General features: G+C 37.4%; 17 protein-coding genes. 13 read left to right on the top strand and 4 right to left on the bottom strand.

Annotated elements, in window-relative coordinates; translation table 11 throughout:
• Positions 1–135: 135 nt before the first annotated feature.
• From BM207_RS18175 to BM207_RS18135, 9 genes are all read left to right on the top strand, one after another.
• Positions 136–3243 carry a SusC/RagA family TonB-linked outer membrane protein gene (locus BM207_RS18175; RefSeq protein WP_090997885.1) on the top strand — a complete coding sequence of 1036 codons (3108 nt, stop codon included), beginning with the start codon at positions 136–138 and terminating at the stop codon, positions 3241–3243.
• Between the two features lie 8 nt (positions 3244–3251).
• On the top strand, positions 3252–4760 hold the full coding sequence (locus tag BM207_RS18170; RefSeq protein WP_090997882.1) for a RagB/SusD family nutrient uptake outer membrane protein: 1509 nt from the start codon (positions 3252–3254) through the stop codon (positions 4758–4760).
• 10 nt (positions 4761–4770) lie between these two features.
• Positions 4771–6192 (top strand): PKD domain-containing protein, encoded by a 1422-nt coding sequence (locus tag BM207_RS18165; RefSeq protein WP_090997880.1) that lies wholly within the window; start codon positions 4771–4773, stop codon positions 6190–6192.
• A 7-nt stretch (positions 6193–6199) separates the two neighbouring features.
• Positions 6200–7075 (top strand): glycoside hydrolase family 16 protein, encoded by an 876-nt coding sequence (locus tag BM207_RS18160; protein ID WP_090997986.1) that lies wholly within the window; start codon positions 6200–6202, stop codon positions 7073–7075.
• A gap of 179 nt (positions 7076–7254) precedes the next feature.
• The gene (locus BM207_RS18155) at positions 7255–8871 is read left to right on the top strand and encodes a CTP synthase (RefSeq protein ID WP_090997877.1); all 1617 of its coding nucleotides are present in this window, start codon (positions 7255–7257) and stop codon (positions 8869–8871) included.
• 20 nt (positions 8872–8891) lie between these two features.
• A complete protein-coding gene (yidC, locus tag BM207_RS18150; RefSeq protein ID WP_090997873.1) occupies positions 8892–10697 on the top strand; it encodes a membrane protein insertase YidC in 1806 nt (601 codons plus the stop codon).
• Between the two features lie 286 nt (positions 10698–10983).
• Positions 10984–13848, top strand: a complete 2865-nt coding sequence (locus BM207_RS18145) for a S9 family peptidase (RefSeq protein ID WP_090997870.1) — start codon at positions 10984–10986, stop codon at positions 13846–13848.
• Positions 13849–13958: 110 nt separating this feature from the next.
• The gene (locus BM207_RS18140; RefSeq protein ID WP_245768166.1) at positions 13959–15161 is read left to right on the top strand and encodes a M14 family zinc carboxypeptidase; all 1203 of its coding nucleotides are present in this window, start codon (positions 13959–13961) and stop codon (positions 15159–15161) included.
• Positions 15148–16419, top strand: a complete 1272-nt coding sequence (locus tag BM207_RS18135) for a nucleoside recognition domain-containing protein (protein ID WP_090997865.1) — start codon at positions 15148–15150, stop codon at positions 16417–16419. Before BM207_RS18140 ends, BM207_RS18135 begins: the two co-directional genes overlap by 14 nt.
• A 60-nt stretch (positions 16420–16479) precedes the next feature.
• On the opposite strand, the gene BM207_RS18130 is transcribed toward BM207_RS18135, so the two are convergent.
• From BM207_RS18130 to BM207_RS18120, 3 genes are all read right to left on the bottom strand, one after another.
• A complete protein-coding gene (locus BM207_RS18130) occupies positions 16480–17931 on the bottom strand; it encodes a RagB/SusD family nutrient uptake outer membrane protein (RefSeq protein ID WP_090997862.1) in 1452 nt (483 codons plus the stop codon).
• A gap of 19 nt (positions 17932–17950) precedes the next feature.
• Positions 17951–21127: a SusC/RagA family TonB-linked outer membrane protein gene (locus BM207_RS18125; RefSeq protein ID WP_090997859.1), complete on the bottom strand. Its 3177-nt coding sequence runs from the start codon at positions 21125–21127 to the stop codon at positions 17951–17953.
• A 115-nt stretch (positions 21128–21242) separates the two neighbouring features.
• The gene (locus tag BM207_RS18120) at positions 21243–21497 is read right to left on the bottom strand and encodes a hypothetical protein (RefSeq protein WP_090997855.1); all 255 of its coding nucleotides are present in this window, start codon (positions 21495–21497) and stop codon (positions 21243–21245) included.
• 175 nt (positions 21498–21672) lie between these two features.
• Between BM207_RS18120 and BM207_RS18115 the strand changes: the two genes are divergently transcribed.
• Positions 21673–22074, top strand: a complete 402-nt coding sequence (locus BM207_RS18115) for an OsmC family protein (protein WP_090997852.1) — start codon at positions 21673–21675, stop codon at positions 22072–22074.
• Between the two features lies 1 nt (position 22075).
• Here BM207_RS18115 and BM207_RS18110 read toward each other — a convergent pair whose 3' ends face one another.
• Positions 22076–23086 carry an LLM class flavin-dependent oxidoreductase gene (locus BM207_RS18110; protein ID WP_090997849.1) on the bottom strand — a complete coding sequence of 337 codons (1011 nt, stop codon included), beginning with the start codon at positions 23084–23086 and terminating at the stop codon, positions 22076–22078.
• 323 nt (positions 23087–23409) lie between these two features.
• Between BM207_RS18110 and BM207_RS19330 the strand changes: the two genes are divergently transcribed.
• From BM207_RS19330 to BM207_RS18095, 3 genes are read left to right on the top strand one after another with little or no spacing between them, the layout of a single operon-like run.
• Positions 23410–23622: a hypothetical protein gene (locus BM207_RS19330; protein WP_245768165.1), complete on the top strand. Its 213-nt coding sequence runs from the start codon at positions 23410–23412 to the stop codon at positions 23620–23622.
• 6 nt (positions 23623–23628) lie between these two features.
• Entirely contained in the window at positions 23629–24369 is a 741-nt protein-coding gene (gene cmoA / locus BM207_RS18100) for a carboxy-S-adenosyl-L-methionine synthase CmoA (RefSeq protein ID WP_090997843.1), read from the top strand.
• Positions 24370–24371: 2 nt separating this feature from the next.
• On the top strand, positions 24372–25094 hold the full coding sequence (locus tag BM207_RS18095; protein WP_090997840.1) for a methyltransferase family protein: 723 nt from the start codon (positions 24372–24374) through the stop codon (positions 25092–25094).
• The last annotated feature ends 144 nt before the right edge of the window (positions 25095–25238 follow it).

The following is a 25238-nucleotide window of genomic DNA, read 5'->3' as shown; positions in this document are numbered from 1 at the left end:
AAAAAAGTTGTTCTTGTATGGGTATTGTAGGGGGAACATTTTCCGGTTTTGCTAAATGCCGCTTTATATTTGTGTATTAACCGTTGCCAAAGATTGGCAAAAAACTAACCAAAATATAAACTTAATTTATTTGTTATGAAAGGAAAATCTACGTTCATTCTTTTACTGTTTTCCCTACTTTTTTCGGCCAGTGCGTGGGCTCAGGAAATAGATGTATCAGGAAGAGTAACTGCCAAAAGTGACGGCTCGCCGTTACCGGGTGTCTCTGTTGTCATCCAAGGTGCTAAAACGGGTGTAGCCACTAATGCTGATGGAAGATTTAGCATCCGGGTACCTAAAACCGGCACCGTGCTCGTTTTTTCTCAAATTGGTTTAGCTAACCAAACGTTCACTGTAAATAATAATCAGCCGATTAATATTCAAATGGTAGATGAAGTGGGCGCTTTATCAGAAATTGTAGTAGTGGGATATGGAACCCAAAAGAAAAGTGTTGTGACGGGCGCAATCTCTCAGGTTAAAGCATCGGATTTAGAAAACATGCCTGTTACCCGAATCGAACAATCATTACAAGGCCGTACCTCAGGTTTAACTATTACTACTGGCTCCGGACAACCTGGAGATGGCGCTACCTTACGAGTAAGGGGTACCACCTCAATAAATAATAGTGAAGTTTTATATATTGTAGATGGTGTGCAAGTTGGTGGAGGTATTGACTATCTTAATCAGGCGGACATTGAATCTATTGAAGTTTTAAAAGATGCTGCCTCTGCTGCTATTTATGGAGCGAGAGCTGCAAATGGGGTAATCATCGTTTCCACTAAAAAAGGAAGTAGAAACGGAAAAATGAATGTTAACTATCATACTTATTTAGGTACACAAGCACCAGTAAGAAAACTGGAACTCTTAAATGCAACCCAATTTGCTACCTTATACAATGAGGCAGAATACGCTAGAACGCCAAACCTAGTTACCCCACGATTCCCTAATCCATCGCAATATGGAGTTGGAACTGATTGGCAGGCAGCGGTATTTAATGACAATGCGAAAGTTCAAAACCACGAATTAAGTATTGCCGGAGGTAATGAAAAATCTACCTACTACAGTTCATTTGGTTATTTCGATCAAGATGGAATTGTGGCAACAAGCAATTCGCAATATAAAAGGTTTACAGCTCGCTTTAATTCAGAGCATCAAATTACAAAAGGGATTAAATTTGGTCAGAATATCGGCTATACCAGAACAAATTCTATTGGCGTTGGTACCAATACCGAATATGGATCGCCATTAGGCCGGGCAATCAATATGGACCCAATTACTCCCTTGATAGAAACAAATCCGGCCAAGTATAATGCACCTCCCTACTCCAATCAACCAGTTGTGAGGAATTCTCAAGGTCTTCCATATGGGATTTCTGAAGGGATTGCACAATCTGAAATCTTAAATCCTATTGCAGCATTAGCTGTAGCACAAGGGAGAGGCTGGTCTGATAAAGTAGTAGGTAATGCCTTTGTAGAAGTAGAACTTATCAAAGGATTAAAAATACGTTCACAAGGCGGTGTGGACTTAGCTTTCTGGGGCGGAGAAGGATTTACACCCATTCATTACTTAAGTCCAACCTTTAGTACCACAGTTAATACCTACAGCAGAAACTCAAATAGAGGCTTATTTTGGTCGTTAGAAAACACAATCAGTTACCAGAAATCTATCCAAAACCATAACTTCACAGCCTTAATTGGCTACTCAGCTCAGAAAAATAAAGGGGAGTTGCACAGTGGATCACTTCAGGGCTTACCAGTAGATAATTTAAAAGATGCATCTCTTGGATTCTCCGTTCCTAAAGAAAATAGAGATTTTGGCGGCGGTGAATATTTAAACACGTTAAATTCAGCATTTGCTCGTTTAACTTACGATTTTAATGAGAAATACCTATTCACGGGTATTATTCGTAGAGACGGTTCATCCCGTTTTGGATCAAATAACAAATATGGTATTTTCCCTTCAGGATCTGCAGGATGGGTGGTTACAAAAGAGGGCTTTTTTCCTCAAAACAACATTGTTAACTTCTTGAAAATTAGAGGATCTTATGGCATTACCGGTAACGATCAAATTGGAGATTTCAGGTATATTTCAACAGTAAGCGGCGGAAGAAACTATACATTGGGTACTTCAGCAGGTTTAAACATTGGTGTTAGTCCAGATGCCCTCTCAAATCCAGACTTACAATGGGAAGAAACATCCTCGGCTGATATAGGTTTAGATGCCACCTTGTTCTCTAATATAAGTTTAACGGCAAACTGGTACAACAAAAAAACAACGGGAATGCTTTTGCAAATCGCTGTACCAGGTTATGTAGGCAATAACGGACCGATAGGTAATATTGCAGATCTAACGAACAAAGGTTTTGAATTAGAATTGGGCTACAATAAAAAGCTTGGAGATTTCTCCTTCCGTGTTGCAGCGAATGGCTCCTTCGTAAAAAACAATATTGTATTCCTAGGTGCTGAAAAAGAATTTCTGGAAGGTCAAAAAATTACACCGCAAGGTTTAGAAGTTACCAGAACAAAATTAGGTTATCCAATTGGTTCATTCTTTGGCTATAGAAATGAAGGTTTATTTCAAAATCAAACCGATATCAATAATTATAAAAATGCTGCCGGCAGCTTACTTCAGCCAAATGCTAAACCTGGAGACATAAGATTCGCAGATATTAATAATGATGGAAAAATTGATGCAGATGATAGAGAGGTGATTGGTAACCCAACCCCAGACTTCACCTACGGAATAACTTTCAATGCAGCTTATAAAGGCTTTGACATGGTTGTTTTAGGTCAAGGGGTAAGTGGAAACCAAATCTTTAACGCTTTGAGAAGATTTGACTTACCAGCATCAAATTATACCACAGACATTTTAAGCAGATGGACAGGCGAAGGAACGAGTAATACGATGCCTCGACTTACATTAGACGATTCTAATAACAATTATAGCAGATCCTCAAGCCTTTTCTTGGAAGACGGGGCCTATTTCAGAATTAAAACTTTACAAGTAGGATATACCTTACCAAATACGTTAACTAAGAAAGCTGGAATCAATAAAATTAGATTCTATTTAATGGCCAACAACTTGGTAACATTTACTAAATATAAAGGTTATGACCCTGAAATTGGCGGCGGAAGCTATGGCATAGACCGTGGATTTTACCCACAAGCAAGAACATTTTATGCTGGTTTAAATGTTGGTTTTTAATAATTATAATGATGAGAAATAAAAACATAAAAAGTACGGTCGCAATAGTTGCGATGTTGCTAATTTTTGTATCCTGCAAAAAAGATTTCCTTGAGTTAACACCAAGAGGAACAACTTTAGAAGATAATTTTTACAAAAATGAAACTGAAATGATGCAGGGAGTAATCTCGGTATATGATGTAATGCAGTGGGGAACCACAGGAGGCTACACCATGAAAATGCCACTATTAAGTGCCGCATCAGATGATTGCTGGGCTGGTGGAAGTAGTGCATCAGATCAGCCTAACTGGGTAGCCTATGACAACTTTAACATGAGCTCCTTTGTGGGTCCGCAAGGCGGATTGTGGAACAAGAATTTTAGCGGAATTAATCGGGCAAATTTAATTTTAAGCAAAATTGAGAAATCAACGGTTTTAAGCGCCGGATTTAAATCACGAGCAGTAGCCGAAGCTAAATTTTTAAGAGCCTACTTCTACTTTGATTTGGTAAGATGGTTTGGCAATGTTCCACTGATCCTTAAAGAACTTACCCCAAGTGAGCTATATACGCAAACACAATCAACCCCTGCCCAAGTATATGCACAGATAGAGAAAGACTTGAGAGATGCACTAACAGGTTTGCCACCAGTTGTGAGTGCTGCAGAAAAAGGAAGAATATCACTGGGTGCTGCAAAAGCGCAATTGGCAAAAGTACTGTTGTTCCAAAATGACAATACCAAATTGGCAGAAGCAGCTACTTTATTTGAAGATATCAATAGAGTGGGAAATCCATATGGCTATTCGTTAGTAACCGACTATGCCGAAATTTTTAATCCGTCAAATAAATTTAATTCAGAATCAATTCTTGAAATCCCGCATTCAAATAATGCTGCATGGGGAGACTGGGGATGGATTAATGGCGGTGAAGGAAATGTTGGTACGCAGTTTATAGGAATGGATTCTTATGTAGGTGACACCTATTCAAGTGGTTGGGGCTTTTGCCCGGTGACATTAGATTTAGTAAACGCGCTAAAAAATGATCCGCGGTTTGCCGCTACAATTATTGATGGTAAAGCTTTAAAAGCTACTGGTGCTACTTATAATGCGCGCTATCAAAACACTGATTACTTCATTAAAAAATATGCACCTCTCAAAGCATATCGTTCAACAATTGGTACACCTGAGCAAAACTGGCCAATCAACGAAATTGAGATCAGGCTGGCTGATACGTATTTAATGCAAGCAGAGGCATTATTGAGAAGCGGCGGTAGCGCCACACGAGCTAAAGAATTATTAGATGCCGTAAGAGCCAGAGTTGGCTTAGCTTCTATACCAGCTACTTTAGATAATATTTACGCTGAGCGAAGGTTAGAGTTGGCAACAGAAGGGCATCGCTTCTTTGACTTAGTGCGTACTGGGAAAGCGGTTGCTGTTTTAGGGCCTCTAGGCTATAAAGCTGGTAAGAGTGAATATTTACCTATTCCTCAAACTGAAATAGATGTTACGAAAGGTGTTATCAAACAAAATCCTGGCTATTAATCCTTAAACAATGAAAACATTTAATCATAAAATTAAAACATCAATCTGGATCTCTCTGGGAATGATGTTAAGTATTTTCGCCTCTTGTAAAAAAGACGAAGTAATGGGAGTATTAGGGACAGCACCTGAAGCTTCTGCGATACAATTCACTGCTACTCCTACTGCTACCAATCCAAATATTATTTCGTTCAAAAGCGAGTATAATGGTATTAATGCAAACTGGGATTTCGGCAATGGCTCATCAAGCAATGGCAAAGAGGTACAAGCTTCTTACCCCTTAGCAGGAACGTACACAGTTAAATTAACAGTATTGGCCGCAGGTGGTAGCGTCTCAACAACCAAAACGATTACCATTGCTAATACAAACCCTGCCATGCTAAGCGATCCAGCGTATGTGTTGCTCTCAGGTGGATTGACTAACCCCACTGGTAAAACTTGGATTATTGATAAAACCGAACAAGGTCACCTGGGTGTTGGGCCTATCACTTCGCAGTTTCCAGATTGGTATCAGGCAGGGCCAAATGAAAAAGCCAGCAACGGGTTCTACGATGACGAAATGACTTTTGCAATGACAGCAACAGGCTTAAAGTACACGTATGTTAACAATGGAACTACCTTTGCAAATGCTTCAAACGCGCCCGGAATTGGTGGACCAACCGGCTCTGATGATCCAACTGTAAATTACACACCTCCTACTAACTTAGGCTGGGTGTTAAGCAGCTCAGGGGATACCAAATATATTAACATTAGTAACAACGGCTTTATCAGTTATTATTTAGGTGTATCACAATATCAAATTCTATCGCTTACTGCTGATGAAATGTGGCTGCGCAGTGGCGATAAATCGAATGCAGGTAATGCGTGGTATTTAAAACTAATTAGAAAAGGATTTACGCGTCCTGTCGTGCCTCCTGTTCAAAAACCAATACAGCCGGCCAACTTAACGGATGATTTTCAAAATCCAACTACATTTACGTGGGGAGCTGAAAACATGGATTATGTTAGAGCTTATGACAATCCGTTGAAGTTCCCTGTAAATACATCGGCTAAGGTGGGCTATTATGAAAAAAGAACAGGTGATGAAGGTCAGTATGGAAACTTAAACGTAACACTTCCTTACCGATTTGATTTGACAGCAAAAAACAAAATCCGATTAAAAGTATTTATCCCAGGTGCTAATGATTTTACAAAGGTGAAACCTACTGTTGCCATTAAATTGCAAAACTCCTTACTTGGTGGTAATGCTTGGCAAACACAGATTGAAATCGTCAAAACTATTTTACCTTCACAGTTTAATACCTGGGTTCAATTAGAATTTGATTATGCTGGATCTGCCGCGCAAACCTTATACGATAAGATTGTAGTACAATTAGGTGGAGAAGGACATCCACACCCAGGGATTTTTTATATAGACGACTTTGAATTTAAATAAAAACAGAATGATTGCTCCAATAAAACAATTTTATTTCTTTATTGCACTTTCAGCAGGCTGTATATTATCATGCCAGTCTTGCTCTTCAAAAAAAGAAGATGAAGCGATAATTTTACCGCCTAAGCCGATTACTATAGAAGACAAACAGTGGGCTTTTGAAGCAACACCTGCATGGGTGGATGAGTTTGACTATACGGGCTTACCAGAAACAAGCAAATGGGATTACGACTTAGGCGGTTCGGGATGGGGAAATAATGAGAAACAATATTACACCAATTCTATTGCGAATGTTAATGTCGGAGATGGAAAATTAACCATAACCGCTAAAAAGGAAAGCATGAGCGGAATGGCCTATACGTCGACCCGATTAGTAACAAGAAATAAACTGGATGTATTATATGGGAGGTTTGAAGTAAAAGCTAAGCTTCCAACCGGTAGAGGAACATGGCCGGCAATATGGATGTTACCAACAGATAGAGCCTACGGAGATTGGCCGAAATCTGGCGAAATAGATATCATGGAACATGTTGGATACGACCAGAACAATGTACACTTCAGCACCCATACAGAAGCTTATTATTTTAAGATCAATACCCAAAAAACCAGTAAAAAGCTCATTCCTGATGCGAGTACGGCCTTCCACCTTTATCGGGTAGATTGGACACCTTATGCTGTTAGGGGATATTTTGATAATGCCATGGTTTTTGAATTTGTAAATGAAGGAACAGGCTATAAAGCTTGGCCTTTCGACAAACGATTCCACTTGTTATTGAACTTGGCAGTGGGTGGCGATTGGGGCGGTGCCCAGGGAATAGATGATTCAATATTTCCGCAGAAATTTGAAATAGACTATGTAAAATATTTTAAAATGATAGAAAAGTAAATTGAATCTTTGACCATGACCAGTAGGTCATGGTCATTATTCCTTACCTACTGACTTTCAAGCCACTAATATTTATTCAATTTTTAATTACAAAGTCGAATATTTGTGTACCTTTGTATCCCGTACAAAAACAATTAAAAAGGCGTAAAACACCTGATTAATTTCACAAACTCACAAACATGACTAAGTATATTTTTGTTACGGGCGGTGTTACTTCCTCATTAGGTAAGGGCATCATCTCCGCTTCATTAGCCAAACTTTTACAAGCTAGAGGTTACCGGGTAACCATCCAAAAATTTGATCCCTACATCAATATTGATCCTGGAACATTGAACCCCTACGAACATGGCGAATGCTATGTTACGGAAGACGGCGCAGAAACAGATTTAGATCTTGGTCATTATGAAAGATTCTTAAATGCACCAACTACTCAGGCTAATAACATCACTACAGGTCGTATCTACCAAAATGTAATCAACAAAGAAAGACAAGGAGATTACTTGGGTAAAACGGTACAAGTGGTACCACATATTACAGATGAAATTAAGCGCAATATGCGCATCTTAGGCGATTCTGGTAATTATGATATTGTAATTACTGAGTTAGGTGGTACTGTTGGCGATATTGAATCGCTTCCATTTATTGAGGCTGTACGTCAGTTTAAATGGGAAGAAGGTTCTTCCAATGCGATTGTAATCCATTTAACCTTAATTCCTTTCTTAGCTGCTGCCGGAGAATTAAAAACTAAACCAACTCAACACTCCGTTAAAGCCTTATTAGAATATGGGATCCAACCAGATATTTTAGTATGTCGTACCGAACATCATATTAGCGCTGATATCCGTAAAAAAATCGCCTTATTCTGTAATGTGAATGTAAATGCGGTAATCGAATCGATTGATGCTTCTTCAATTTATAGCGTACCGTTATTGATGATGAAAGAGCAATTGGACAAAACGGTATTGAGTAAATTAAAATTACCTGCTAAAAACGAACCAGACATGGAAAGCTGGAAAGATTTCTTAGGTAGATTAAAAAATCCTACAGCTGATGTGCGCATTGGTTTGGTTGGAAAGTATGTTGAATTACCAGACGCTTATAAATCAATTTCGGAAGCCTTTATTCACGCAGGCGCGAAAAATGAATGTAAGGTACGTGTAGAATATATTCCTTCAGAAAGCATCTACCCAGATAATGTAGCTGAAAAATTAGGGCATTTACAAGGAGTGTTAGTCGCCCCGGGTTTTGGAAGCAGAGGTATTGAAGGAAAAATTGAAGCCATTAAATTTGTGAGACAAAATGAAATTCCTTTCTTTGGAATTTGCCTTGGTATGCAATGCGCGGTAATCGAATTTGGTAGAAACGTATTAGGACTTAAAAATGCAAATACTTCAGAAATAGATGAAAATTCTGCCCATCAGGTAATTAATATGATGGAAGAACAAAAAAATATCACATCCAAGGGAGGCACCATGCGTTTAGGTGCATATCCATGTGATATTAAAAAAGGCACAAAAGCATATGCTGCTTATGGAAAACAACACATTTCTGAAAGGCATAGACATCGCTATGAGTTTAACAGCGAGTATTTAAAACAATATGAAGATGCAGGAATGATTGCTTCAGGTATTAATCCCGATAGTAATTTAGTAGAAATTATTGAGCTAAAAAACCATCCTTTTTTCGTTGGGGGACAATTTCACCCAGAATTAAAGTCGACAGTAGCAAATCCTCACCCACTTTTTGTTAAATTTGTTGCCGCTGCAATGGAGTATGCAAAAAAGAAAATCAAATAATACGAGTTTAAAAGATAATAATGGATAGAAATACATTTACAGGCCTGTTCCTGATCATGGTGATTTTAGGAGCAGCTGTGTTCTTTATGAAGCCCAGCGACGCTGATATTAAGAAAGAAAAAGAAAGAATTACAGCAGATTCGCTCAAAAAAGTTGGTGCCAACCAAACAGTGACCCCTACAGCCACAGCAGCTTCAAATGCACTGGCAAAACAAGATACTACGATCTCTACTGGTCCATTTGGTGCAAACCTGAATGGAACTGAAGCTACTTCGGTATTGGAAAACCAATTATTAAAATTAACCTTTACCAATATAGGCGGTAAAATTAAAAGTGTTGAGGTTAAAGACGTAAAGACTTACGCAGGAGCACCAGTTGTGTTGTTTAACGGAAACAACAATAAATTTGGCCTAAATCTTAACATAGATGGCAAAATTGTAAATACCAATAATCTTTATTTCACAAGCACAAAAAATGGTAATAGCATGAGCATGCGTGCTAACTATAGTGCAGATAAGTATATTGAATTTGTTTATGATTTAAAAGATGCTAGTAATAATGTAGGCTTTAATGTTAACTTAAATGGTTTGAATGGAGTGGTACAAGGAAACACAGTTAGCATAAACTGGGAAACAACTTTATTACAACAAGAAAAATCTGCTGCAAAGGAACAAGAACATGCCGCCCCTTATTACAAATATTCGGAACAAAATCCTGATCATTTAGGTATAGGTAAAGATGAGAAAGTAGATTTAACGGAAGGCAAAATTGAGTGGTTTTCATTTAAACAACACTTTTTCTCCGCTGTATTAATTCCGCAAGTACCTTTTGAAAAAGGAAATCTCGAATCAAAAGTTAGCACAGAGCAGGGCAAAGTAAAATGGTATGGTGCCAACATGCAATTGCCCTTTAATCAACTAGCCTCACAAAGCTATGCGATGAAATTCTATTTTGGGACCAATAAATTTTCAACCTTAAAGGACCAGGGTCAGGATATCGAAAAGCAGGTAGACATGGGCTATTGGCCTTTGAAATACATTAACAGGTGGATTGTTTTACCAGTGTTTAACTTTTTAGAGAGTTTTAACTGGGGTTATGGCTTAATTATTTTGGTGTTAACCATTCTCCTGAAACTTGCAATGTCTCCACTAACCTATAAATCGTACATATCTATGGCTAAAATGCGAATTTTAAAGCCTGAAATGGATGAAATTAAAGCAAAAGTAGGCGATGATAACCCAACGCTATTGCAACAAGAATATTTGAAATTATATAAAAAGGTCGGCGTAAATCCTTTAGGTGGATGTTTACCAATGTTATTACAATTACCTTTCGTAATGGCTTTCTTCTTCTTCTTCCCGAATTTATTCGAATTAAGAGGTGAATCCTTTTTATGGATGAAAGATCTATCCACTTATGATGATTTTATAAAATTTGGTTTTACAATCCCGTTTATAGGTGACCACTTGAGTTTAATGTGTGTATTGATGACTATCTCTACCTTAATCTACACCTATTTTAACAATCAAATTTCTGGTGCAACTGGTCAAATGAAATACATCGGCTACATCATGCCTATTATTTTCCTCGGTGTATTAAATAGTTATCCTTCTGGTTTAAATTATTATTATTTTTTAGCAAACATGTTAACTTTCGCTCAGCAGTATTTAATCCGAATGATGGTAAATGACGAAAAAATCCATGCTATTTTACAAGAGAATAAAGCTAAACCTCAGAGTGAAAAAAAGAAATCTAAATTTCAAGCAAGATTAGATGACTATATGCGTACACAACAACAAGCTAAAATACAGAGCAAGAAAAAATAAGTTTCCTTAATAAGTAAGAAAAAAGCCGACGCCTAGTATAATTTACTAAGCATCGGCTTTTTTCATGATTAAATAAACATAATTCCCCTTTGTACTCTGCGAAACACTCCTATCCTCTGTGGAAAAAAAATACTTTGCGTTTTATTCGTCTCTCTTTGCGTTTAAAAAAATCTCTGTCCCCTTCTCATAAAAAAACTTCGTTATTGTAAAATTTGATATACACATAGTAAAAATGTGCTCGAAATTTGCAATTTTTAACATTCGAACAACACCAAACCAATTAATCATGCAAAAAAAATTAACCTTTCTATTTTTATTATGTGCCAGTATTGCATATGGTCAAAAAAAACCGCTCGATCATACAGTCTACGATACGTGGGAATCTGTAGGCACAAAGCAATTTTCCAACGATGGGAATTGGGCAGCTTATAGTATTAACCAACAAGAGGGAGATGCAAACTTATATTTCCAACACAGTTTATCTGCGCAAAAACTTAAAGTTTCAAGAGGAGTTGCACCAAGCGGTTTTGGCGCTACCTCTTCACTATTTAGCCCGGACTCAAAATTTGCAGCTTTCGCCATTAAACCTTGGCACAAGGATACTAGAATGGCAAAAATAAAAAAGAAAAAGGCAGACGAGATGACCAAGGATACTTTAGCAATAGTAAACTTAACCACCTTAGCTGTTACTAAAATCCCACGAGTTAAATCTTTTAAATTTCCAGAAAATGGGGCTGCATTATTAGCATACAACCTAGAAAAGGCATTAGATAGTAGCAAAAAGAAGCCAGCTGCATCTAATCCTGGGCAAAAAAATGACTACCTAATTAATTATTTTGCTGACGACGAACCTGTGAGCGCAGCAAAGGAAGGAACAGACCTTGTTTTAAAGAACCTATCAACTGGTGTAACACGAACGTTTAAATTTGTAAACGATTTTAGTTTTAGCAAAGATGGCAAGCAGTTGGTTTTTACTTGCTCTGGGTCTAAAACAGATAAAGCCATCCAACAGGGAGTATTCTTACTTAATACCGAAACTGGTGTGGTTAAAACCCTGGTAAAGGGAAAAGGGAATTTTAAAAGTTTTACTTTTGATGAAGAAAGTGAGCGCTTAGCTTTTTTAGGGGATTTAAGTGCTGAAAAAGCCGAAATAAAAGACTTCAATATTTACTATAGCTCTTTAACGCTCGATACCGCTCAAATTCTTGTTGATAAAGATATGGACGGAATGCCGGCAAAATATGCCGTAAGCGGCGATGGTAGAATAAACTTCAGTAAAGATGGTAATAAGATATTCTTTGGCATTGCTCCAATCAAAAAACCAAAGGATACGACACTCATAGATTTCGAAAATGCAAAACTGGATATATGGGGCTATAAAGACGACTATCTTCAACCAATGCAATTAAAAAATGCAGACCGTGAATCTAAAAGAAGCTATTTAACAGTAATTGATATTTATGGCGACCCTAAAATCGTGCCTTTAACTGACGTAAAGTTGCCAGATGCCGGCTTAGTAAATGAAGGTGACGCTGGTTTTGTATTAGGCTCTACAGATTACGGAAACCGGATTGCATCGCAATGGGCTGGAGGATCAGTAAGAGATTATTATTTGATCGATGTTAAAACCGCAGTACGCAAAAAGATACTAGAAAGTTTTGATGGCAATGTGTCAGCATCCCCGGTTGGAAATTATATTTTATACTATGATAAAAAAACCAAAATCTGGAGCACTTATCAAGTGGCAAGTGGAAAGGTTACACCGCTTAATGCTGGTATGACAGTTAAGTTTTATGATGAAGAGAATGATGTGCCAGATGACCCTAATAGTTATGGACTTGCTGGTTGGACAGAAGATGACAAATTTGTGCTCCTCTACGATCGTTTCGACATTTGGCAATTTTCTCCAGATGGAAAGACAGCGCCAAAAAATTTAACTAACGGTTTTGGTAGATTAAACAATATTACCTTCCGGGTTGAAAGAACTGATCCCGAATTTAGATTTTTTGGTAAAAAAGATGAGGTATGGTTAGACGCATTCAATAATTCCACAAAAGAAAATGGATTTTACCGTAAATCGATAAACGACAATAAAAACCCAGAATTGGTTGTCATGTCTCCCGCCAAATATTCAAATTTAGTAAAAGCCAAAAATGCCGATTTCTATTTATATGACAAAGGGAATTATGTTACGTCTCCGGAAATCTACATTTCGAAAGATTTAAAAACCGCCAATAAAATAGCTAGCACCAATCCTCAGCAAAATAGTTATAACTGGGGAACGGCAGAACTGGTAAAATGGACAACCCCAAAAGGTTATAAATCAGAAGGTGTTTTATACAAACCAGAGAATTTCGATCCGAATAAAAAATATCCAATGATTGTCTATTTTTATGAAAAACTCTCAAACAGCTTATATACCTATAAAGCTCCTGCACCTTCTGCTTCCAGTATAAATATTCCATACTTTGTAAGTAATGGTTATTTGGTCTTCACTCCAGATATTAGCTATGAAACTGGTCATCCTGGTAAATCTGCAGAAGAATTTATTAACTCGGGCGTAGAAAGTTTGAAGAAAAATGCATGGGTAGATGGCACCAAAATCGGCATCCAAGGTCAGAGCTGGGGTGGCTATCAGGTAGCACACCTAATTACCGCAACGGATATGTATGCTGCTGCATGGGCCGGAGCTCCTGTAGCGAATATGACTTCCGCTTACGGAGGCATACGTTGGGAAAGTGGCATGAACAGACAATTTCAATATGAAAAAACCCAAAGTAGAATAGGTGCAACGTTATGGGAGAAACCAGAGCTTTATATAGAAAACTCACCTTTGTTTCATTTACCTAAAGTTAAAACACCAGTTGCCATCATGTCTAACGATGCAGATGGAGCTGTGCCATGGTATCAGGGTATTGAAATGTTTACGGGTTTAAAACGATTGGGAAAACCGGCTTGGTTATTAAGTTATAACAACGAAGCGCATAATTTAGTGCAACGTCAAAACCGAAAAGACATCTCTGTTCGGTTAGGGCAATTCTTTGATTATTATCTAAAAGGTGCAAAGGCTCCAGTGTGGATGGTAAGTGGTATTCCTGCGACAGAAAAGGGAAAAACCTGGGGTTTCGACTTAACAGACGATAAACCATAACTATTTTTGCAGTCATTGCAAGATCACCGTCATTGCGAGGCACGAAGCAATCTCTTCTTAGATTGCTTCGTACCTCGCAATGACGATTTTTGTGTAAATAAATAACCAACATGGACAGCCGATTTATTCTTGATCATTACCCTACTTTCAAAGCTCATCAATTAAAAAATCGCTTCTTAAAGCACAAAGATGTAAGTTTATTAATAGAAAAGCTTCCTGATATCTTTGGGATTAGTGAACTAGGCACATCGTTTGAAAATAGAAGCATTAAAGCAATAAAATGGGGAAAAGGAAAAACTAAAATTCTATTGTGGAGCCAAATGCATGGCGATGAAGCTACCGGTACCATGGCGCTATTCGATCTGCTCAATTTTTTGCACGGAGATAACGAATTGGTCCGACAAATCAATGAAAATTGCGAACTCCATATCATTCCGTTACTTAATCCCGATGGGGCAGAACGCTTTACCCGTAGAAGTGCGCAGCAAATAGATATAAACAGAGATTTCTTACAGTGTCTAACACCTGAAGCGGTAATTCTAAAAGCATACCAAGCTAACGTAAATCCTGAATTTAGTTTCACGTTACATGATCAAATAACCTTATGGAGTATAACCAATTCACTTAAGCCCGCTACCCTATCATTCCTTGCCCCAGCAGTAGACTACGAACTTAGCATTGATCCGGTAAGGGAAAAAGCAATGTTGGTTATAGCCGACATGTTTGAAGCTATATCCCCTATCATTCGGGGTCACATTGGTTTATTTGATGATGAATATGAACCAAGAGCTTTCGGCGATAACTTCCAAAAACTAGGTACTAGCACTATTTTAATCGAAGCTGGTGGATTACAAGGAGATCCTGAAAAGCAAGAGATAAGGAAATTATACTTCTTAGCGATGCTAAAAGGCATCACAGCTATTGCTACAAAGAGCTACCTCCATCAAAACACAACAAATTATTTTGCCATTCCCAAGAACAACAAACAAATTTTCCATATACTTATTCATGGTCTAACCGTTAATGGAGCAAAGGTAAGTGTAGGGATCAATTACGACGAATGTCCAAACAAAGATGGCATGGGAACAACCAAAACATATAGTATTCAAGATATTGGTGATTTGAGTTTCTGTGATGCATATGAAAATTACACCTTAATTAATTACAGTTTAAACGGGGCTATAATCTTTAATGAAAATGCACACTTCGAACTGTTTGAAGGCAATGAAATGGTATTATCATTCCAAAATGGAAAACTTATTCAAAAAAATCCTTACTTTCAACTTTTAAAAAACACAAATGACATTAAGTAGAATTTGGTCTGGATTTATCATCGTAGCTATTACTGTAGCCTGTGTTAAATGTTTTTTCTTCGGAGAAACAGAAATCCTAAGTTGGATGGTAATCGGCAAAGCTGATGATCCTACTAATTTAACAAAAGTTGATGGAATCATTCAAACTTGTTGGACGGCTGTAGAGTTATGTATTAAGCTCATAGGAATTCTTGCTTTATTTATGGGTTTTATGAGTATAGCGGAGCGAGCTGGTGGCATTAGATTACTTTCTAGAATTGTTGGCCCATTTTTCTCAAAACTATTCCCGGAAATCCCCAAAGGACATCCTTCAATGGGACATATGATTATGAATTTTTCTGCGAACCTACTTGGTCTGGATAACGCCGCCACACCATTTGGATTAAAGGCTATGGAAAGTTTACAAGAGCTCAATCCCAGTAAAGATACTGCTAGTAACTCTCAACTCATGTTTTTATGTTTGCATGCTGCGGGCTTAAGTCTCATTCCCGTTAGCGTAATTGCTATTCGTGCATCGCAAAATGCTTCAGATCCTACAGATGTATTTATACCCTGCCTTATTGTAACCTTTGTAGGCACAATGGCTGCAATGACAATCGTTTCAATAAAACAAAAAATAAACCTGTTTCAACCAGTTATTATTGGGTGGATTGCAAGTATTTCTATCTTAATTGCCGTGATGGTTGTGTATATAACAACTTTAAATGCAGATGGGATTAAGTCATTCTCTGGCCTATTAAGTAATGGCCTTATTTTATTGGTATTCCTGCTAATCGTTCTCGGCGGTCTGTATAAAAAAATTGATGTCTTTGATGCCTTTATTGATGGTGCCAAGAACGGATTTGAAACTGCCGTAAAAATTATCCCCTACTTAGTTGGGATGTTAGTTGCCATTAGCATGTTAAGAACCAGCGGAACCTTCGACGTTGTTATTTTAGGAATTAAGAATGCTTTTGCATTTTTTGGTGCGGACACACGCTTTGTAGAAGCCCTGCCTACCGCATTGATTAGACCATTGAGTGGTGGCGCAGCTAGGGGGATGATGGTTGATACGATGACCGCCTATGGAGCTGACTCATTTGCTAGTAAGCTATCTGGTATTTTTCAAGGCGCGGCAGATACGACTTTCTATGTAATTGCGGTTTATTTTGGTTCTGTGAGCATTAAAAATACCCGCTATGCAGTAGGCGCTATGTTATTAGCTGATTTAGTTGGCGTATGTACAGCAATTGGCCTGGCCTACTTGTTTTTTGGTTAACGTAGAGAAACCACTTTGTCATCGTCAAAAGATGACAAAGTGGTTTTTAGCATTAAGGTTTTAATATCCTTGGTTTTGCTGTGCCTTTAAACCCGGATTTGCATTGATCTCGCCTTGTGAAATTGGTAACCTGGTTTTGTAGAATGTCCTATTAATGCTTTTATCCCTTGTTGGAACTGCAATACCGCCAAGTTCATCATTAAAAATTATCGTTTTATTTAAGCGTATCATATCAAAGAAACGATGTCCTTCGCCAATCAATTCTTTGCTTCTCTCATCTAAAATCATATTTAAGGTGATCGTTCCGGCTGTAGCTGGCGCTAGCAACGGAGCTCTTTTTCGAATAGCGTTTAAATATGTAGCTGCTTTGCCTGGATCTGTAGCTAAAGCCGCTTCAGCTGCAATTAAATAAATCTCCGATAATCTTATTACCTTAATATTTACAGCCGTATTAGTGGCTTTGCCATCACCTGCTAACGAGGTACTTCCGCTGTACTTATAAAGTGCACCCATATGTGAAGCACCACTTTCGTCAAAACTCATTACTCCCCATCTTACATCTGATGGATCTGCTTTTAATCTGTTTAAGAAATAATCGCTCGCCATAAACCAACCTAACACGGTAGTGGCGCCATGTCCTTTACGTCGGTGATAGAAACCCAATGAACCGGTAGTTAAATCATTCTCAGCAGAAAAAACACCCAGTTCGAAGATCGACTCTGTTCCAAATTGAGCTTTCCATGAATCAACCCAATTAGCATTACTGTATAATGTATAAATGTTGTTGTTGATGATTTCTTCCGCAGCTTTTAATGCATTTACATGGTCCTTCATATATAGATAAACTCTTGCCTGTAAAGCTAAATTGGTATAGTAATTAATATAGCCATTCGTTTTTGTTTTCGACAAAAGCGGAGCCGCTGCCTTTAGATCATCTATAATCTGTGTGTAGTTCTGTTCAACAGTCGCGCGTAAAGGCTGAGCAGAAGAACTTAAAACGGTAGTTACATTTGGTACACCAAAAGAAGCTTTGTCGTCGTCATATGATTTACCATATAAGCGCACTAAATCAAAATGCATAAGGGCTCTTGAAGTCAAGGCCTGGCCTTTTGCGCTATTAAATCCAGTGCTTCCAGCAGCCTCTAGCCTAGCAATATTTTCAAGCAAATTATTTGCCTGAAGTATATTAGCATACAATGAAGACCAAAAACCAGCGTAGCTACCAGTATTTGCTGCATGATCGAACATGTAGAGACCATCTTGTCCTCTTCCTCTTGAGAAAATGGTAAAATCCCCACCTTTTGCATCACCATACAGCATAAAATTCCTGCCATAATAGTCAGAACTCGTCATGCTTCGCATTAAACCATTAATCATTACTTGAGCATCTGCTGGAGTTTTAATTGCCGTTAATGCATCCCCAGAATTGCTGGGTGTTACATCTAGAAAATCCTTACATGAACTGAACCCCAGCGTAAGAAGTCCAATCAAGAATATGTTTACTTTTTTCATTTTCAAAATCTTTTAATCATTAGAAACTAAGTTCAATCCCAAACGTGTACGTTTTGCCAAATGGTGTTTCCCATCCTCTTGTACCATACTGATTAACCTCTGGATCAGCAATTTTGTATTTGCTAAAGGTTAATAAATTTGATCCATTAAAATATATTCTTGCATTTGTACTTCCAACTTTCTGAAGTAGTGTTTTTGGGAGATTGTACGCCAGTGTAATATTTTTAAGCCTAAAGAAACTAGCATCATGCATTTGACGGGTACTATATTGCATAGGGTCAGTTAAATCATTACCGTCAAGCTTTGGTAAGCTTCCTGCAGTATTGGTAGGTGTCCACATATGGTCATAGTATTCTTGTGCTCTAATCCTTTCCCAATAGTAACCATCATCTGCGACATCTTTAAAGGCACCATCGTAAATTTTTCCGCCAATTTTATAATTAAAATTTAACGCCAAAGTTATACCCTTATAAGCAACATCTGTATTTAAACCTCCATATACGTCCGGCATCGCATCCCCTAAAATAGTGAAGCTGGCTTTACTATAACTGTAAGTAGCTGGTCGGCCATTATACTGGAAATCTGCTGTAGATGAATTATTCATATACCAAACATTTTTACCATTATCTGGATGTGTTCCCGCCCATTCATACCCCCATAAGCTAAGGGTTGATGCGCCTTCCCTATAAATAAATTGCGCTCTAGCATCTCCACCCGTAGGATCATACCAAACGATATCCTGTCCAGCAGGCGTTGTACCATTGCTATAGAGTTTAGTTACTTTTGATTTGATGAATGAAGCATTTAAGCTTGCTGACCAACGTAAACCGTCTTTACGAATAATATCACCACCGAAATCAACTTCAAAGCCCCGATTATTAATCTCGCCAACATTTCTTAAGGTAGAATTGAATCCAGTAACCATAGAAATTGGCACATCTTGTAATAGATCTTTCGAGTCTCTGTTAAAATATTCAACACTGCCTGAAATCCTGTTATTAAATAACCCAAACTCTAATGCAACGTTCGAAGAATAACTGGTTTCCCAAGTTAAGTTCGGATCTGCAATACTCGTTATACTTCCACCTGCTTGGCTCATATATTTTGCACTATAACCCGTTAAAGTTCTCCAACCAAAATTTGCTGAAGGCAGTGTACCATTAACTCCGTAAGAGGCTCTTAAACGTAAGTTACTTATATATGTCAGGTCTTTCATAAAATCTTCGCTATTGATTTTCCAAGCGCCACCGACAGAATAAAAATTTCCCCATCTTGTTTCTGGACCCAATTTAGAAGACCCATCACGTCGAAATGAACCAGATAAATAATATTTGTCATTATAATTATACTCGATCCGAGACAAACCAGAGACAATAGAATTGCCCCAGTCATACGCACTCGCAGAAAGCACGCCAGCGGTCGCTACCGTATGAAGTGCACTTGAAGGTAAATCAGTCCCGGTAGAACGTTGAAAATCAGTCCTATTATTCTCCGCTTCGAAACCCGCTAATATTCCGATATTATGTAAACCAAATTGCTTATTGAAGTTTAATGTGGTAGAGGAAACCCACTTATTTGTATTTGTTGTAAGTTCATTTACCAAACCTTTAGTTACTGCACCGTTAAAATGGTTAGCACTATAATAGATATGATCTGAAACTTGAGAATTATCATAAGAGAAAACAGATTTCAGATTTAACTCTGGTAAAAATTTAACGGTTACTGTCTCATTCGCCGTAATTCTTTTAGTAATCGATTTATTTTCCCATTCGGTATCATAATAAACTGCATTCTGCGCTAAACTTCCAAATCTTGCAGTAAAAGGCTGACCAGTTTTATAATCATTAGGCCAGTAAAATGGCCACAATAAGTTTCTAGACTGAAAAAAGTAATTTGAACCAGTATTTCTTGTATCATTAAAACCAGTTTGCCCACTTCTTGCAAAGTTAACATTCGTGAAAAACTCAACGTATTTTCCAATCTTCTGATTCAGATTTACTCTTCCCGAAACGCGATCAAAATCGTTTAGCTTTATTCTACCCTGATCTTTTGTGTAAGATAATGATGAATAATATGTTGTATTCTGATCCCCCCCACTTACGGCGAGATCATTCGTCTGGTAAACTGCTGTTCTAAATAATGCATCTTCCCAATCAAAATAGCTTCCTTCCCTGTTCACCATTCCGTCGGTCATCCCGCTAATAATCACGTTTTCACCTAATGTTGTACCAGTAGTCGAAAATTTATATCCATGCCTGTTAAATCTGTTGTTTAATTGTGTCAGTGCATAGGTGTTACCTGCAACTTCAGACTGGCCTGTAGAGGTACGTACATCATGAAAGATACGATACAACATATTTGTTTGCTCCTGTACGCCTGCTACCTCATAATTATCTGTTGCCCAAGAAGGCGTGAAACCAACAGAAGATTTAAGACTAACGACTGGCTTACCTGTTTTGCCTCTTTTTGTAGTAACGATCACAACGCCATTGGCAGCTCTAGATCCATATAATGAAGAGGCTGCTGCATCTTTCAAAATTGTAATACTCTCAATATCTGAGGGATTTATGGAACTCATAATATTGTTTGTGGCATAAGTATAATCACTCATTTGCCCAGCATTCCCAGAAACCACCGGTACTCCATCGATCACATAAAGGGGTTCATTCGAAGCATTCATCGAGCCTATCCCTCTTATTCTAATACTTGATGTAGCACCAGCCTGACCAGAAGATGAAGTTACCTGAACACCTGAAACCCTACCCGACAAAGCATTTTCAAATGAAGTAACTGGAACATCCTTAATTGTTTTATTGTCGATACTTGCTGCGGATCCAGTATAACTGCCTTTTTTGGCCGTTCCGTACGCAACAACCATAACACCTTCTAGAGTTTCTGAACTTTCGGAAAGGCTTACATTAACCTCGTTACTAGCACCTAAGGTGATTTCTTTAGAGGAGTACCCTAAATAAGAAAATATTAATATTTTACCGTTTGCTGGGACATTAATAGTATAAGAGCCGTCGGAAAGCGTACTAGTGCCTCCGCTGTTCAGATCTTTAATCGTTACACTTGCCCCTGAGATTGGTGCGCCTGTATTCGCATCTATAACTTTGCCTTTTATTACTTTTTGGGCATAGCTATACATTGCAAGACACAGAAATCCCACTAAAATAAGGATAAATTTTTTGTTCATAGTCTGTTAATTAAGTTTAAGTTAACTTGAAATTAAGAAAAATTCAACAATTAACAACTTAAAAAAACAGCTTCGCTAATAAAATTCAATATAAATTAAAGAAGAAGAAACATAATTAAGAAGAAGTAACCAATTTTGAATCTCTAGAGTCTAATTGTCCTATAATTTGGTCCAAAACCATTTGGTCAATACTTGCATATTTTGAATAACACCACTTTGTCGTTTTTTCATCTAACCAAACACAAAAAGAGTGGCAATCTTCAAGAATAACAGCATAGGTTAAGTGAAAATCATCATGAATTCTCATACAAAACCCTTTGAATGTTTTGCCTTTAACATCAAACTGAAGGTTTAAATAATCAATTAGCATAATATATTTGGTTTTTAGGTATCCATTAAACAAAGCTCAACTTAAAATGTTTCCTTAGAGTTAACTTTTTGTAATCTCTTTGCCAATAAGCGATTTAAAATACCCTAATCGATCTGTACCCTTACTTTGTTCCATTTAATTATTTTATTGTAAATTTAATCATTAATATAATATTATGGCGAAAACACCAATTACAGCTATTACCGAACTAGACAAATCCAACTATAAGACGAAAATATTTGCCGAAGGCCATTTTATTTATGCTGATGAGCCCAAAGAATTGGGCGGAACCGATGAAGGTATGACGCCTGGAGCCTTGTTATTAGCGAGTTTAGGGAGTTGTACTGCAATAACCATCAGAATGTATGCTGATAGAAAACAAATTTCTTTAAACAGCATTAAAATTGAACTCTCCATCTGCCCAGAAGATGAAATGGATAAAAGCACTACCATAACGCGCAATATCGAACTGGAAGGCGAATTAGACGATCAACAAAGAGAACGTCTTATGCAAATCGCCGATAAATGTCCCATACATAAATTACTCACAAACCCTATTAAAATACTAACACAGTAGCTTAGCGACCCTGTAAAATTTCAGCAAAGAGTTTATAGGATTGCAACCTAGCTTGATGATCATAGATATGTGAAGTCACCATCACTTCATTCACCAGAGTTTGATCTAAAAATGATTGAAGATCAGTTTTCACCTTTTCCTTTCCCCCAATAAAGGAAACTGCAAGCATTTGATATACAGCTTCCTCTTCCATTTCATTCCAAACATCCTGCATATCGATTACAGGTGGTTGCAATAATCGTCTTTTCCCGGTAATTACTCCTACAAAAAGCTGTTTTAATGAAGTTGATAGATATTCGGCTTCAGCATCACTATCAGCAACCACTGCATTAACACATGCCATTACATAGGGTTTTTGCAATTGCGCAGAGGGTTTAAAATTAGTGCGGTAAATTTCTATAGCGGTTAAAAACTGTTGTGGTGCAAAATGACTTGCGAACGCGTATGGCAAACCGTAGGCAGCCGCTAAATGCGCACTATCAGTACTTGACCCTAAAATCCAAATAGGAATATCAGTTCCTTCACCCGGAATAGCCCGTACCTTCGCAAAACGATTATCTGAAGATAAGTAAGTTTGTAATTTCCTGACATCGGACGGAAAATCGTTCACTGCATTAAATCGCTCTCCCCTAATCGCTATGGAGGTAAGCTGATCAGTGCCAGGCGCTCTTCCCAAGCCCAGATCTATACGCTCGGGGTAAAGCGTCGCCAATGTTCCAAATTGCTCTGCAATGATTAGTGGCGAATGATTAGGTAACATTATCCCTCCGGAACCTACTCTTATTTTAGTGGTTTTTTCCGCAATGTGCGCTATTAATAACGACGTTGCCGAACTGGCCACACTAATCATATTATGATGTTCAGCAAACCAGTAACGCATATACCCCCATTCCTCAACATGCCGGGCCAAATCAACACTTTTCTTAAATGTATCCGCTGCAGTCTTGCCTTCAACTACCGTAGCTAAATCTAGAACGGAGTAAACTAAAGAAGCCAATTGTTTTGTGCTCATATTTTAATAGCAAAGATACTTGAGCATTTGTTTATATTTCATTAAATAAAATTAGATGACACCTGTGTGAAAAATTCCGCTTAAACAAAATTGGCTTTTTCTCGTTAATTAATATAAATCTTAAAATGACCCAACCATTTTATTTCATTTTTGTTTATGCCTTGCCCGTAGCTTGTATTGCATGGACAGTTACAAAGGAGGAAATTTTTAGAGAACCTCGTGAGTATTGTATTGGAAGATCCAAATCATGTCACTCCTTGTGGAAAAGAAAATTCTTTTACATATTTACATGCGAATATTGCTTCAGTCACTACGTTACCATAGTGATGTTAATTATAACGAACTATACTTTAATTTTTGAAGGTTGGAGAGGTTATTTGATAAGTGGGTTTTCAATCGTTTGGATTGCGAACGTTTATATGAGTTTATATAATCTCATTCGAATAGATTTAAAAAAGAACAAAATCCTGGCAGAAAAAGAAGAAATAATTAAGGAAAAAGAAAGACCATTTCATGAACTGCACAAAAATCATTAAATAACTATGCAAAATAAAAAGAGCTTAGACAAGGTATTTAGCGAAGAGATTAAAAAACCATCAGATTTTAAGTTTGGCGCTACGGTGGCAAATGCTTTCGACGATATGGTTGAACGTTCTGTTCCTTTTTATAATGAAATACAACGTATGATCATTGAGTTAGCGGCCGAGCATGCAATAGCCAACACCAATGTGATCGACCTTGGCTGTTCAACTGGCACAACCATGATTGGTTTAAATCCTTACGTTAGTGAAAACATTAAGTTCATTGGGTTAGACGATTCAGGTGAGATGTTGAAAAAATGCAGGTTAAAGTTGCAAGAAGAAAACTTCAAACGTGATTATGAATTGGTTTTGGGAGACTTACATCAGGAAGTAAAAATAGAAAATGCCTCAGTGGTAATCCTATGTTTAACCTTGCAATTTGTTCGCCCAATATATAGAGAAAAATTACTAAAAAACATATTCGATGGACTAGTATCTGGGGGAGTATTAATTATTTCCGAAAAAGTATTAGCAGAAGACAGCTTATTCAATAGAAATTTCATCAAATACTACTACGATTACAAACGTCGTAATCAGTATAGTGAAATGGAAATATCTCAAAAAAGAGAAGCTCTCGAAAATGTTTTAATCCCCTACAAACTAAGTGAAAATATCACAATGCTAAGGGAAGCAGGATTCTCTCATACCGAAACATTCTTCAAATGGTATAATTTTTCAGGTTTTATCGCCATTAAAAACTAAAAATGATCGCAATAGGCAACTTCTTTTTCAAGTACAGAAATTTTTTATTCATCTTTCTTTATCTTGCTTTATTTATCCCTTCTGCACAACTTTTTACCGAAGCGAAATTGGGTCGAAATTATGAGTTGTACCCTTTGTTTATCGGACTATTAATAACCTTATGCGGACAGCTTATACGGGGTATTACGATAGCATTAGCCTATATTGTCAGAGGTGGAAAAGACAAAAAAGTTCATGCAGAAAACTTAGTTACTGAAGGAATATTTAAACACTGTAGAAACCCACTATATGTAGGCAATATATTAATGCTTTTAGGCGTAGGTATTTTAATTAATTCTCTATTATTTATCGCATTGTTTATTCCTGTGTTTTTATTCATTTATCAAGCCATTGTGCTTGCCGAAGAAAATTTTTTAAGAAATAAGTTCGGAGACCAGTTTAATACATACTGCAAAAAAGTAAATCGATGGTTAATCAATTTCAATGGAATTAGCGCAACAATCGGTGGGATGAAATTTAATGGCAAACGTTGGTTAATTAAAGAATACAACACACAAACTATTTGGATGCTAGGCATTGTTGTAATTCTATTATTTTACTACCCCCAGCTCACCAATCATGACACCTCTCTAAGAAATTTAATATTTGCAACTGCCTGCGTCCTGTTAGCTATTTATTATCTGAGTATCCGTCATTTAAAGAAGAGCAGAAAATGGGTTGAATAAATAAATTATTAAGCTAACTATTGGTCATTATCTTGAACAATATGAATGAGCGAACTATGAAGATTTAGCTGTTAATTGCTAGTCTAAAACGCTCATCATGGTGAAGAAACTCTCAATTTCGCTTCTCCTGCTTTTGCTGATTCA

The organism is Pedobacter insulae, assembly GCF_900113525.1.
GTDB lineage: Bacteria > Bacteroidota > Bacteroidia > Sphingobacteriales > Sphingobacteriaceae > Pedobacter > Pedobacter insulae.
Note: the sequence above shows the minus strand (reverse complement) of the source record. Positions and strands in the feature narration are given on the sequence as shown.